The sequence below is a fragment of the Paractinoplanes durhamensis genome, assembly GCF_016862175.1.
GTDB classification, from domain to species: Bacteria; Actinomycetota; Actinomycetes; order Mycobacteriales; family Micromonosporaceae; genus Actinoplanes; species Actinoplanes durhamensis.
Genome location: NZ_BOML01000033.1, coordinates 36,831 through 50,574, shown reverse-complemented (window position 1 = coordinate 50,574; position 13,744 = coordinate 36,831). Strand labels below are relative to the sequence as shown.

The window sequence follows — 13,744 nt, the reverse complement described above, 5'->3', positions numbered from 1 at the left end:
CTCCCCCCAAGCGTGCCTCAGCCCCGACCTATTACCACCCGTCACGGGCTCGATATAACAGGTCCCGACTGCGTCAAAGTTCCGACGGGTCCGCCCCCAGACCCGCTAACTGCAGCTACTCGCCCGATCAGAGTAGGGAATCAACCGATCGGATGACCACTGCACTGCGTAATTTCGTGGGCGGTTTAACGTCGAAGTCATAACGGACAGTTACTGCTAGTGGTGACTGTGGAACCTTGAGCGACTCCTACCCGCGGACCATGCCAACCATGCACGGAAAGCTTCATCACAGACGCGGCGCGTAACTGGATCCAGAAAGGCTGGATATGGTGGCGATTGAGTCTCACCGGACACCGACGCGGAGCGAGGACGACGCATGGGCATCATTCGGGACATGCAGCGGGCACGCGCCACGCAGGCATTCGACGCGCAACGAGCGGGCAACGCCGCCACCCGGCAGCGCGAGCTGATCAGGCGAAACGCCGACCTGGCGATCGCCGCCGCCCAGCAGGCGGCGTCCGACGTGGAACAGCAGCGGCAGAGCCGGCGGCTCTACGTCGAGGCGCGGACCGCCGACGCGGCCGCGGCCAACGCCGAGATCCGCGCGCGGATCAGCGACCTGGACGCGCTGCTGCTCTCCACCCTGGACGTGGACGATCACATCGATCTCGACCAGTTCAAGAAGCCGCTGGGGGTGCCACCGTTCGACCCCGGGCCGCTCGGCCGGCCCCTTCCCGAGCCGGCCTGGCAGAGCTACGTGCCGCCGCAGCCGCGCGGCGTCGGCAAGATCCTCGGCGGCGAGAAGCTGCACCAGAGCCAGACCGCCTACGCCCGCAAGGCCTACGAGCAGGCGCGGGCCCGGTGGGTGGAGGGCGAGGAGCGGCGCAAGCGCCAGCTGAAACAGCGCAGACAGGCGTACGACGAGACCAAGCGGGCGCACGAGGCCAAGATGCTCGCCTACAACGCCGAGGTGGACCGGTTCGCGGCCGCGGTGGCCGGCGCCGACCCGGCCTCGGTGGTCGAGTACTTCGCGATGGTGCTCGGCAACTCGATCTACCCCGACGACTTCCCGCAGCACTTCCGCCTGGCGTACCTGCCGAAGCAGAAGCACCTGCTCATCGAGTACCACTTACCGCCGATCGAGGTGATCCCGGTGGTCAAGGAGTACCGCTTCGACCGGGTCCGCGACGATCTGTCGGCGGTCCCGCGCGACGACGACGACGTCCGCCGGCGTTACGTGGACATCATCGCCCGGGTCACCCTGCGCTCGATCCACGAGGTCATCGAGGCCGACCGCGGCGGCCTGGTCCGGCAGGTGTCGTTCAACGGCATCGTCGACACCATCGACCGGCGCACCGGGCGCTTCGTCCGGCCGGTCCTGGTGTCGGTGCAGACCACCCGGGAGACGTTCGCCGCGATCAAGCTGCGCCGGGTCGACCCGGTCGCCTGCCTCAAGCACCTGCAGGGCGCGCTGTCCACCACCCCCGACGAGCTGACCTCGGTCCCGCCGAAGATCGATTTCGACGCCGACGCCGACCGCGACTACACCGAGGAGTTCAACGTCCTCGCCGAGATCGACGCGCGGCCCAACCTGGTCACCCTCACCGACGAGCAGTGGGAACACCAGATCGCCGACCTCTTCGGGGTGATGGGCCTGCAGATGGACGACGCGGCCCGCACCGCGGTGGGCGTCCGGTGGATCGCCACCGACCCCCGCCCGATCTTCGGCGGCAAGGTGGTGCTGCACGCCATGCGCGGCGGGGCGGCCGGCTCGGCGGCGGTGCACGCCCTGGCCGGCGCGGTCGCCGCGGCCGGCGCGACCAAGGGCATCCTGGTCTCGCTGGGCGGCATCGAACCGGGGGCGTACGAAGCGCTGGCCGGCCGGCCGCTGGAGCTGATCGACGGCCAGGCCCTGGTGACGCTGCTGGCCAACCACTGCCGGATCAAGGCGCGGATCGAGCTGGCCGGCAACCGGGTCCGCGGGTAGCTCGAAAGGGGCGTATTTTGCCCGCGTGACCGATCCATTCGCGCCGATCCCACGGCCGTACCAGAGCGAGATCAACGGCCTCGCCATCGCCTCCCTGATCCTCGGCGCCATCGCCTGTTTCCCGATCGGCATCGCCCTGGCGATCGTCGCCCTGGTCCAGATCCACCGGACCGGCCAGCGCGGCCGCGGCCTGGCCATCGCCGGTCTGGCCCTGGGCGGCTTCTGGGCCGTGGTGATCGCCGCGTCCACGGTGGCCGGGGTGGTGCTCGGGGTGCGCAACGCGACCCGGCCCGACCTGCCGGAGCTGCGCACCTTCATCGTCGGCCAGTGCCTGGACGACCTGAACGGCGATCTCGACGAGGTGCCGTGCGGCCAGCCGCACGACGGCGAGGTGTATTCGGTGTTCGACCTGCCGGCCGGTCGCTATCCCGGGGTCGACGCGGTGATGGCGCAGGCGGAGAGCCGGTGCGGCGGCGAGCTCGGGATCTACGTCCAGGATTTCGGGCTCGGCCAGACCTATCTCTACCCGCCCGAGGACGGCTGGCCGAAGTACCGCAACGTCACCTGCATCGCCTACGACCCGAACGGCCCACTGGTCGGCTCAGTCCGAAAATAGCGCCGGGATCAACTCGGCCAGCACCGCCCGGTCACTCGCCCGGCCCGGTTCGTACTCGGTGATGCCCAGCCCGGCCAGCGGGAACTTCTCGGTCAGCGCCCGCACCGCCGCCACCAGCTGGGCGGGCGTGACCCCGTCCGGCTCGGGCGCACCCACCGAGGCGAACAACTCCGGGTCGAGCACGTCCAGGTCGATGTGGAGGTAGACGGCGGTGGCGGCCGGGATCGCCGCGGACAGCTCGGCCAGCCCGACGTGGATGATCCCGGTTTCCGAGATGTACTCCTTCTCGGCCGGATCGAGCGCCCGCACCCCGGCCAGCACAACCTGCGACGGCCGTAGCGCCCGCGTCGGCAGCAGCGCCGCCGGCCCGTCCCCGAGCAGCGTGCGCAGCACCATCCCGTGGAACGCCCCGGACGACGACGAGTCCGGCGTGTTCAGGTCGGCGTGCGCGTCGAACCACACCACCACCAGCCCGTCACCGTGCACGGCCAGCGCGGCCTCGATCGGCGCCACCTCGACGCCGCAGTCCCCGCCGACGGTCACCACCGGCGGATCGGTCACCGCCGACCGGATCGCGGCCAGGTTGCGGGCCAGCAGCTCGATCGACGGCGGCTCGTCCGGGATCGGCACCCGCACCCGCTTGTCCCCCGGCACCAGGGCGGCGAGTTCGGCCGCTCCCGAGGCCAGCCGGCGGGCATCGGCCGAGCCGGAACCCTGCCACTGCCCGATCTCCAGGACGGTCCGGCGCGGCACCGGCGCGATCGCCAGCTCCTCGATGCGCTGCCAGACCGGGCGCATCGCGGCATCCGGTTCGCGGGCGAAGATGCTGCCCCGGATGCGCACGAACACGCAGTTGCCGACCCGTTCCAGGACGGCCTGCCGGCGCATGTCGCTCTCCCACTGCTCCGGCCCGTGATAGGTGTCGCCGTCGCATTCGATCGCCAGCCGCCGCCCGTCCGGGGCGTTCAGCACGAAGTCGATCCGGTAGGCGCCGATCCGGAACTGCGGCACCGGCCGGAACCCACGCGCGATGAGCCGCTTGAACACGTCCCGCTCGAAGTCACTCTCGGCGAGCGCCAGGCCCTTATTGAGATCAACATCGAAGACATTGCTTGCGTACGTCAGGAGCAGCGCCCGGGCATCGTCGGCGAGCAGGGACGATGCCCGCACCGAGTGGAAGATCCAGAGCTGGTCCCGGGCCCGGGAGGCCGCCACGTTGATCCGCCGGTGATATTCGCGCTTGGTGAAGGCCGCCACCCGCGAGTCGTTGTCGGACACCACCATCGACACGAGCACCACATCCCGCTCGTCGCCCTGGAAGGTGTAGGCGTCCCCGACCCGCAGCCGCCGCGCCTGGATCTCGTCCTCGCCGATCTCCTCCCTGAGGAGATGCAGCAGGTAACCGGCCTGCCCACTCGTGCTGAGCAGCGAGATCACGCCGAGCGTCTTGCCGGCGTAGGCCGGGTCCCGCACGATCGCCGCCACCTGGGCGACCAGCGCCGACGCCTCGGCCACGTTCACGTCGCCGAAGCCGGACAGCGACTGCCGCACCCCGTCGGCCAGGAACACCGTCCGGATCGGCGCGAACGACGGCCGGTCCGCCCGCAACGGCATGATCTTGCCGTCGTAGTAGTGCCGCGACGAGAACTCGATGATCTGCGGCACGCAGCGGAAATGCTCGGTCAGCAGGATCCGCTCCGGCGACCGCCGCACCGCGTGGTCGTACAGCGAGGACTCCGGGTCGAAGTGCTCCGCCGACGGCACGTCGCCGAGATGGCTGTGGATCAGCCCCGCCACCGACCCGACGAACCCCAGCTGCGGCCCGATCTGCTGATCGTCGCCGACCACCACGGCCCGCTCGGCCAGCGACAGGATCGGCAGCGAGAACAGATCGGCCTGGGACGCCTCGTCCACGATCACCACATCGAAGTGGGCACCCCCGGCGAACTGCTCGATCGCCCGGTCCACCGACATGACCCACACCGGAACGGCCTCGACCGCCGACTCCATGTGCCGCTGCGCATGCGCCTGCCACGCCGCCGCGGTGCGTCCGGTGCCCTTGCCGATCTTCCGCAGCGCGGTGGTCCAGTCGGCCAGCGCCGCCTTGCGCCGGTCGTCGAGGCTGCGCGCGACCTCCAGCCAGGCACTCGCGACGACCAGGTCGGCGGTCCGCCGCCGGATCTTCTCGCGGGCGTTCTCCACCCGCTTGGCCAGCACCGCCGGGTCGACACTGCCGATCACGACGTCGAACCAGGTCTGCGCCCGCCGCCACGCCCACGCATCCAGGCATGCCTGGCCGGAAACCGGCGGCACCCGACCGGCGTCGATCGCGGCGGCCCACTCCGGCGCCTCCTCGGCGAGCCGGTCCCGCAGGTCGGCGCAGCGTTCCGCGGCCGGTCGCAGCGCCGCGAGCCGGCGAACCTCGGCCAACTCGGCATCCCAGCCGTCCAACGTCGACCAGGCCTCGGCGAGCCGCGGCCACGGCGCCAGCCGATCGGCCACCGCTTTTTCCGCGGCAACCAGCGCATCGAACTCCAGCACCGCCGGCGCCGCGTCGAGCAACTCGGCAACCACGGCCAGGGCCGCCGGATCAAGATCAAGTTCATGCTGCGGTACGAGGTGGGCCAGGCGCTCGCCGAGCACCGGCCAATGGCGTACGTCCCAATCCAGAGATTGCTCCGCATCGGCCAGCAACGTGCCCGCCCAGATCTCCGGATCCCCCGGCGGAGCCGAGATCGCGAGCCGCTCGATCCACTCCGACCAGTGCCCACCGAGCCGCTGCCGGGCTTGCTGACGCCGCACCCAGGCGGCCACGACGTCGACATCCTCGGCCGTCCGAAGCGGCTCCCCGTCCACCCGGACCTCGTCGGCCAGCTTGAACAGCCCGGCTTGCAGCAGCCGACTCAGCCCACGCCCGGAATCAAACCGCTGCCGCACTTCGGCGAGCTGTGCGAGAAGACGTTTCGGCTCATTCGCGTACGCCGCCGGCACCGCGACCCGATGCCCCGCAAGCTCCCGGGTGAGCCCCGCAAGCTCGCCGAGCAGCGCCTCGGTGGCCGCGACATGATCCCCCCAGACGGCCCGCCAGTGCGGATCGCTGAGAAGCCGCCCAAGCCGATCCGTCCACCCACCTTCCCGCCGCCGAAGCCAGACGAGAGCTTCCCGAAGTTCCCCCCGAACCCGCTCCAGCCCGCCCCGCCGCGCCGCGCCGCCCACCTCGCGCCGCGGCCGATCGACCTCACCACCCCGCCGATGATCGGACTGACCTCCCGGCAGCCGCTCGGGGTCGGCACGATCAATCCGCTCGGGATCGGCACGATCAATCCGCCCGGGATCGGCACGATCAATCCGCTCGGGATCGGCACGAACAATCCGCTCGGGATCGGCACGAACAATCCGCTCGGGATCGGCACGAACAATCCGCTCGGGATCGGCACGCTGCGAGTGCTCAGGCTCGTCGCGCCGCAGCTGATCGCGCTTGTCACCGCGTACATCAGCCGTCTCTTCCTGCCGGACCTCGTCTATGTCGAGGCCCGCGGCAGCCAGGTCGGCCACCCGGTCGGCCAGCGTGGCTCGGTCTGCGCGCAGGCGTGCCGCCTCGGCCGCACCCGGCAGATCCGCCGTTTCCGGCAAAGGCCGCAAAGCGGCCCGCCGGTCCGGCGGTGACAGGGCGGCCGCCAACTCCAGCAGCGTGCCGAACTCCTCGCCGCTCAGCGGCGGACCGCTCACCACCGGATCCGGGATGCCGCCGTGGGCGGACGCCCGTTCGCGCAGCCAGGCGCCCACCTCTACCGGCGTCATCGGCACGCCGTCGATCGGATAGGTGACCGCTTCGCTCTCGGCGATCGCCCGCAGCCCGCCCAGGGTCGTCGCCAGCTCCCGCTCCGCCTCCTCCAGCAGGCCGGTCAGCCGCTCGACCCGGCGGGCCTCCGCCTCCTGATCCAGGGTGGCGGCCCGATCGGCCAGCTCGCGCGCCGCCAGCTGCAGCTGCACCAGCTGGTCGGTGGTGCGGCCGAGCACCGCGAGGCACAGCGACCGGATGCCCTCCGGCAGGCCGTCGCGCAGCACCCGCAGCGGGTCCTCCTTCTGCGCCACCACCAGGACCCGCTTGCCGTTCGCCATCAGATGGCAGATCAGGTTGCGGATCGTGTGGGTCTTGCCGGTGCCCGGCGGCCCCTGGACCGCGACGTTCCGGTGCTGGGCCAGGCGGCGGGCGATCGACTCCTGCGCCTCGTTCGTCGGCAGCGGCATGAGCAACCGCTCCCCCACGCGCCGCCAGGCCTCCGGCTGGTCATCCGGCATGCGCAGCTTCGACGGTTCGTGCGCCACGATCGCCGACAGCGCCCCGATGCTGGTCGTGTCGCCGGCCAGCAGCCGGTCGCGCAGGCTCTCCAGAAAACCGCGCAGCAGCCGCTGCTTCGGCCGGGCGAACAGGACACCGACGTCGGCGATGTGCGGCTGGCTGGTCTCGGTGCGCCCGTCCGTGACGATCCGGTCGTAGCCGAGGCGACCGAGCGCCCGCTCGAAGAGTTCCCGCCGCTCGAGGTCGTTCCACAGATCGACCTCGAGCGTGCCGGCCGGCCCCGCCAGCGCCAGGAGCTGGGCGAGGTAGCGCTCGTCGAGCCCGGTGAGCGCATCGGTCTGCAGCCGCGAGGGCCCGGCCGGCGAGACCGTGACCAGCGAACTGTCCGGCTCATACTCGATCAGCACCGGCGTAGCGATCAACGGATAACGAACCCGCTCACCGTTGATCGTCGTGTCGAGCAGCCCATGCCCCCAGACCAGCTCGGTGGTGGCCGCCGACATGTCCACCTGATGCATAAGGTCGAAGAGCTGCCGATGCAGCACCCGAGTCTTCTCGGCTTCCCCCGACGCATAGGCCCAGGGCCGCCAGACCCGATCCCGCCAGCTCTCGAACTCATCCCCCGCGTCGCCAGAGTTCGCCTCGGCAGCTCCCGCGCCACCCGACACCGACCCGGAGGACCGCGCACCACCCGGTTCCGTCCCGGCGGATCGGCCATCGGCGGTCGTTGCCCCGTCGGCTCTCTCATCGCCGGGAGTTGGTCCATCGGCCGCGCTTCCGCCCGCCGTCAGGCCGGTGACTATCTCGCCACCCGAACCCCGCGCCTGCCCCGCCCCCAAGCCCGGCCTTGGTTCGGTCACCATCTCGCCGCCCAGGCCCGGCGCCCGGTCTGCCTTCGCACTCGGCGCTGATTCGGCGACCATCTCGCCGCCCGGAATCTGCGCCGCGGCCGCCCCTGCGCCCTGGTCCGGTCCGGCGACCAGCCCGCCGCCCACTGTCGGCCCCGTGGTCGGCCCTGCGCCCTGGTTCGATCCGGCGACCAGCCCGCCGCCCGCGGCCGCCCCTGCGCCCGGCATTGGATCGGCGACCATCTCGCCGCCCGAGACCTTCGCCGACGCCCTCGCGCTCGACGGTCCGACGGTCGTTTCCCGGCCCCGAGCCGGCGTGGTGGTCGGCCTGCCGCCCGGCGTCGGTGGAGTTGTCGTCTCGCCGGTCCAGGTCGGTTCGGCGGTTACCGTGACGTCGCCGCGCAGGCGGCGGCGCAGGGCCGCCGGCACCGCGACCGGCGGCGGGAGGCTCGGCAGGCCGACGCGCAGCCAGGATGTGCCGTCGGCGGCCGGGCCGGCCTGGCAGGCCGGATGATCGGGCAGCGCGTCCAGTCGGTGGGCATCGCCGGGCACGGTGCGCGCGGGCCGCTCCATCTGCGCGCGAACGGCGAGAAGGTAGTCGGCGACCGCGACGGCCCGATCCCGGATCGTCGTGGGCGACTCAATCTCAGCCATCCTCCAAATTCTAGGCGGCCCTGTCCCGCCCTCGCCCGGCGCGAACCGGCGGGTCGCGCGACGCCCTTAACCTGGGGCACTGACCCCACCCGTTAAGGTGGCGCCGCTGATCTTGATGCGAGAGCGGGACGACGTTGAGCGAGAACCCACCCGGCACCCCCGACAACGAGCAGCCCCCGGCCTCACCGCCGCCGGCTTCACCCCCGCCTGCCTCCGCCGCATCACCGGCAGAGCCACCGGCCACCGGCGGTCCGCAGCCCTCGGCCTCCGGCGAGACCCCGCCGTCAGCCTCCGCTGATGTTCAACCCCCGGCATCCGGTGATGCGCAGGCACCGGGCTCACCCGCGGCCGCCTCCCCGCCGCCATCGCGTGATCCGCTGACTGCGCGTGATCCCCTGGCTGCGGGAGATCCGCCGACGCCGCCGTCCAGTGACCCGCTGGCACCACCGGCGCCCGCCGATCCGTGGGGCAACGCCACCGGCTCCTGGGATCACCACCAGCCGAACCCATGGGCCGTACCGCAGGCCGGCCCGACGACCAGTGGCGGCGAGTTGCCCGGCAGCGGTCAGGTGCCGCCTTCTTCCGCCGCCACGCCGCAGACCGGCGGGTCGCCTGATCCGCAGCACCCTGGAGCGTCGCCTTACTCTCCGCCCGCCCAGGGCGGCGCCGGGCCGGCCGGCCACGATGCCTACGGCACACCGCCCGGCGCCGGGCCCTACGGCACGCCGCCCGGCGGTGGCCCCAGCGGGCCGGTGCCCGGTCTCAATCCGGACGGCACTCCGTCCGGTTACAACCCTTACGGCCCGCCGGCCGCCTACAACCCCGACGGCACGCCGTCGGGCTACCACCCATACGGCGCTCAGCCGGGCTCCAACCCCTCCGGCCCTCCGAACGGCCCCAATGCCTACGGACCGCCGCCAGGATCGGACGCCTATGGCGGTCAGCCCGGCTACAACCCCTACGGCACACCGCCCGGTTACGGCGCACCGGGCTACGGGGCTCCCGCTTACGGCGCTCCCGGTTACGGCGCACCGGGCTACGGCGCACCGGGCTACGGGCCGCCGTACTCGGCGGTGCCCGGGCAGCTTCCGGCCTCGTACTATGCGGGACCCAGCGATCCGCTGGTCAGCCCGGACTTCTCCGGCTGGTGGTCCCGCAGCTTCCGGCTGGTGCAGGCGACCTGGCAGCCCCTGGTCGTGATCCAGCTGATCACCGCGATCCCGCTGATCATCATGCTCATCCAGCTCGACCTGCGCCAGGACACCCTGAACACCCAGCTGGACACCAGCGGCGCCATCGACTGGAACGCGATCATCAGCCCCTTCTACGCGGTGATCCCGGTAGCGCTGCTGGCCATCGTGTTCGACCTGATCGGCAGCCTGGCGTGCCTGCAGTTGCTGGTCCAGCGGGCAACCGGCCAGCCACTCTCGATCGGCGACGCGCTGAAGACCGCGGCCCGTCGCGCGCCGGCCCTGCTGGGCTGGGGCTTGCTCGCCGGCTTGATGGTCCTGGTCGGCCTGTTGTTCTGCATCCTGCCCGGCATCTACCTGCTCCTGGTGTTCTCGCTGCTGCCCGCGGTGGTCCTGCTCGAGCGGGGCAACACGATCGGCCGCGTATTCGCCCTGTTCCACGCCGACTTCGGCGCCGCCCTGGGCCGGGTGCTGGTAGCCGCCGCGGTCGCCTTCGGCATCAGCCTGGTCGAGGGCCTGATCACCGCCCCGATCACCGCCTCGGTCGGCCCGTCCACCGCGACCACGATCATCACCCAGCTGATCTCCGGCGTTTTCACGATCGCCGCCGGCGTCCTGGCCGCGGCGTTCCTGCTGACCACCTACGCCGACCTGCGCGCCCGCCACGAACCGTTCTCCACCGCCTACCTGCTCCCTCAATAGCCGAGAAACCCGCCCGCCCCATCGCCGGCACCATCACTCAGGCCGGCACGGCAAGATCAACAGCCCGGACGACGCGGCCGGCGATGGGTCAGCACAGGCCGGCGATTTGCCGTCGCCGCGACCGGCGACACGGCCGACGAGCGGCCGACGCCACGACCGGCGATACGGCCGACGCGCACCGACGCCACGGCTAGCGATACGGCCGACGCGCACCGACGCCACCCGACGGGCGACCGACGCCGCGGCCAGCGATGGGGGCCGACGCTGCCGCCCGCGATGGGCCAGCGCGGCGGGCGACGATGCGAGCGACGGGCGACGCGAGCGGCCGACGACGCGAGCCGCGATGAGGGCCGGCGCCGCGACCGGCGATGGGGCCGCAGCGCCGAAGCTTCGCGCGCTCTAGGTCTCGGCCCTGACGAGGTCGGCGCCCGGAGCGTGGACCTGTTCCTCCGAGGGTTTGTCCCGCTCCCGCGCGAAGAGCAACTGTCGCGCAATCATCCATCGCTCGACATCGCCGAACAGCCAGACCTTGCCCTGCGCCAGCGCGGCCACCGGCTCCGGGAAGTCGGATCGCGCGGCCAACTGATAGACCCGCTGCCGACTCACGCCGAGCAACTCCCGAACCTCATGAGCGCCGGCCAGGCGCATCGACTCCTCCATGCACACGACTATAGTCTCATGACAACCCACATGCTCGGATTAACCATGCCAATTCCCCTGCTCGGAGCCGGAATACCCGCGTGCGCCAACAGCCCGTCGGGAGTCACGGCGAAGCAGCATCGACCGAAGGTGGCCGCACCCCGACCCGGCGACTGCGCGAGCGTGCGACGAGGGCCCGATTTCCTGGATCTCGGCCTCTGACTGCCAGGGCGAGGCCCCAACTTCGGCGAAGTCGGTAGCCCTGATTCCCGGGCCCTGGCCCGTCGTTGAGTAACCGCCTGACCTGCGCGACGTTCGGCCGGAACCATGTGCAGATGGGTTGGCGGAGCGGGGTCGGTCAGGCCTCTTCCGGGTCTCGGCCCACCGCTGAGCGGCCGCCGTCGATCGGGACTATCGCGCCGTTGACGAAGGCGGCCTGCGGTGACAGCAGGAACGCCACCACGTCGGCCACCTCCGCCGGGCGACCCATCCGGCCCAGCGGCTGCAGCAGGCGGATCTCGCGGGCGAAGCGGTCCCGCTCCTCGCCGGGCAGGCCGGCGAGATACGCATCCGAGCGGTCGGTGGCGATCGAGCCAAGGGCAACGGCATTGACGCGTACGCCGAAAGGCCCGTAATCAACCGCAAGCGCGCGGGTCACGCCTTCGATGGCGGACTTGGCGGTCGCGTACGCGAAGGAACCCCGCACCGGCCGTTGTGCCTGGTGGGACGAGACGTTGACGATGGCTCCGCCGTCGGCGGCAGCCATGAAATGGCGGATCGCCGCGGCGCAACCCGCCAGCACCGGGTTGAGGTTGCGGCCGATCAGGTCGACGACCTCGCCGGCCGGCGTCTCGTGCAGCCAGGCATCCCGGAAGATCGCGGCGTTGTTGACCCAGCCGCGCAGCGGCGCGACGGCCGAGGCCGCCTCGGCCGCCTTGGCCGCGACAACCTCGTCGGCAGCGTCCCCGACGATCGGCAACAGTCGCCCGCCGGCCGGATGCCCGGCAACCCAGTCGAGCGCGGCCGGGTCGAATTCCACGATCGCGACCCCGTCGCCCTCGCCGACCAACCGCTCGACGATCGCGCGCCCAACGCCACGACCACCTCCGGTGACCACATGCGACTCCACCCCACCCACGACCTCTCGGAAAGCTGATCCCGCGGCACAGTCCCCGTCCGAGGCTATTCGCGGATTCGGCCGCGGGAAGTGATCCGCGCCAGGTGGTCGCGAGAAATGAGTCATGGTCAGTGCCCGCGATACGGTCCGGCGATGCAGAGGGAGGCCGGCGCGACCGGGCCGAGCTGGGCATTGAAGCAGGGTGACCGGCCGGTCGGGATCTTGGTGTTCGACGGGCACGACATGTTCTGGTCCGGCTGCCGGTTCGAGGCAGGACCGGGATGGGCTGACCGAGAGATCGCGGGATGCCTGGCGCGGCCGGGACACCGAGGCGGCGATCGCAGCTGACCAGGCGATCCATGCCGCCGGCCTGGTTCTGCGGCCGCGCGACGGGAGCGACGCAATCACGGACTTTCCTTCTCCGGATCGAGGGAGACGGGGCGCGCTTCCGCTGGTGAACTCATCCGCCCGGGGCAGCCGTGCCGCCCGCGAGTCGCTCCGTTGCGATTGGTCCGCTGGCCCGGAGCACCGCGGCCGCCCGCGCACCCGGCGTTGGATCGGCCGCCATCTCGCCTGCCGGGACCTGCGCCGACGCCATCGCGCCGGGAAGGTGCGTTGCCTCGCTGAGGCGTTCGGGGGCTGGGCGTTCCCCGAGGCGGGGCCGGTTGGCCGGCCGCCTTCGGGGAAGGCCGATCAGGGGAACTGCATGCGGCGGGGGCGTGGGATGACCGGCGGCGGTAGCGGCAGGTCGTCCAGGTGGCTCCAGAGCAGGTGGCCGTTGTCGGTTGATTTGATCTCGCCCAGGCACGCCCGCAGCAGACCCAGGTGCGGTGCACCGGCGAAGCCGGCGATCACCACCTCGGGCTTTGGGTCGATCTTGGAGATTGCGGCGCAGATCTTGGCTACCTCGCGCTCGTCGACGGCGTCGAGCGGGAGCGGGGTCTCGGCCTGGGAGCGGCGCCACGGCGGGCCGAAGCGGCGGAGCAACTCCCGGGCCAGCCGGCCGAACGAGCGGCCGACCTCGACGTCGCGCATCGACGTCTGGGCGGACTGGCCGTAGCACCACGGCACCACGACATGTCCATTGATCACGACGAGTTGGTAGACGGACTTCGGAATGCTGATGATCTCGGCTCCGGGAAGCGTGCCGAGGAAGAGCACCAGCTCTTCGTACGGGAGCGGCCACCGCGGATTCGCGATCACTCGTTCCACGGTCTGCGTCATCGCGGGGTGGGCGTTGACCTCACGGTCAATTGCGGTGCTCAACGCCTCCGGAACCCGGGTCCACAGTTCACCGGCCACCTTGTCGCCGAACTGCTCGACCACCCACTCGCTCGGACCGACCAGAACGTCTGGGCGCATTCGTTACCACCACCGTCCGTGTCGCAGGCGTTACTGCTGGCTTAGAAGAGTTCCACTTCCGGTGATCGACTGGAAGGGTCGGCTTCGCACATCGCAGAAACGCTCATGAATGAAAACGATTGCGACGATCAGAACTCAGCCACGACGATGGAGCTGCAGGTCGAGAGGCTGCGAAACATGCAACTTGCACGGCGAACCGCGCGTGCAAGTTGCATGTCGGCTTCGAATTTCAACCCGCATCCTTAGTCAATCACTTCCATATTTCAGAGTGGTGACCACCGCGCAAACATCCACTCACATTGACCACTGAATATGCCCTCACCTGC

The 13,744-nt window shown here is 71.0% G+C and carries 7 protein-coding genes; 3 read left to right on the top strand and 4 right to left on the bottom strand.

Annotated features, from left to right (window positions below; all coding sequences use genetic code 11):
- Nucleotides 1–376 precede the first annotated feature (376 nt).
- On the top strand, nt 377–1,987 hold the full coding sequence (locus Adu01nite_RS19795) for a restriction endonuclease (protein WP_203728384.1): 1,611 nt from the start codon (nt 377–379) through the stop codon (nt 1,985–1,987).
- A 25-nt stretch (nt 1,988–2,012) separates the two neighbouring features.
- The gene (locus tag Adu01nite_RS19790; protein ID WP_203728383.1) at nt 2,013–2,603 is read left to right on the top strand and encodes a DUF4190 domain-containing protein; all 591 of its coding nucleotides are present in this window, start codon (nt 2,013–2,015) and stop codon (nt 2,601–2,603) included.
- Here Adu01nite_RS19790 and Adu01nite_RS47880 read toward each other — a convergent pair.
- Entirely contained in the window at nt 2,589–8,408 is a 5,820-nt protein-coding gene (locus Adu01nite_RS47880) for an arginase family protein (protein ID WP_239132544.1), read from the bottom strand. The two genes, Adu01nite_RS19790 and Adu01nite_RS47880, sit on opposite strands and share 15 nt — an antisense overlap.
- A gap of 569 nt (nt 8,409–8,977) precedes the next feature.
- Between Adu01nite_RS47880 and Adu01nite_RS19775 the strand changes: the two genes are divergently transcribed.
- Nucleotides 8,978–10,300: a hypothetical protein gene (locus Adu01nite_RS19775; RefSeq protein WP_203728382.1), complete on the top strand. Its 1,323-nt coding sequence runs from the start codon at nt 8,978–8,980 to the stop codon at nt 10,298–10,300.
- Nucleotides 10,301–10,699: 399 nt separating this feature from the next.
- Here Adu01nite_RS19775 and Adu01nite_RS48720 read toward each other — a convergent pair whose 3' ends face one another.
- From Adu01nite_RS48720 to Adu01nite_RS19760, 3 genes are all read right to left on the bottom strand, one after another.
- Nucleotides 10,700–10,960 carry a helix-turn-helix transcriptional regulator gene (locus Adu01nite_RS48720; RefSeq protein WP_203728381.1) on the bottom strand — a complete coding sequence of 87 codons (261 nt, stop codon included), beginning with the start codon at nt 10,958–10,960 and terminating at the stop codon, nt 10,700–10,702.
- Nucleotides 10,961–11,297: 337 nt separating this feature from the next.
- Nucleotides 11,298–12,068: an SDR family NAD(P)-dependent oxidoreductase gene (locus Adu01nite_RS19765; RefSeq protein ID WP_239132543.1), complete on the bottom strand. Its 771-nt coding sequence runs from the start codon at nt 12,066–12,068 to the stop codon at nt 11,298–11,300.
- A gap of 681 nt (nt 12,069–12,749) precedes the next feature.
- A complete protein-coding gene (locus Adu01nite_RS19760; protein WP_203728379.1) occupies nt 12,750–13,418 on the bottom strand; it encodes a hypothetical protein in 669 nt (222 codons plus the stop codon).
- Nucleotides 13,419–13,744: the final 326 nt, after the last annotated feature.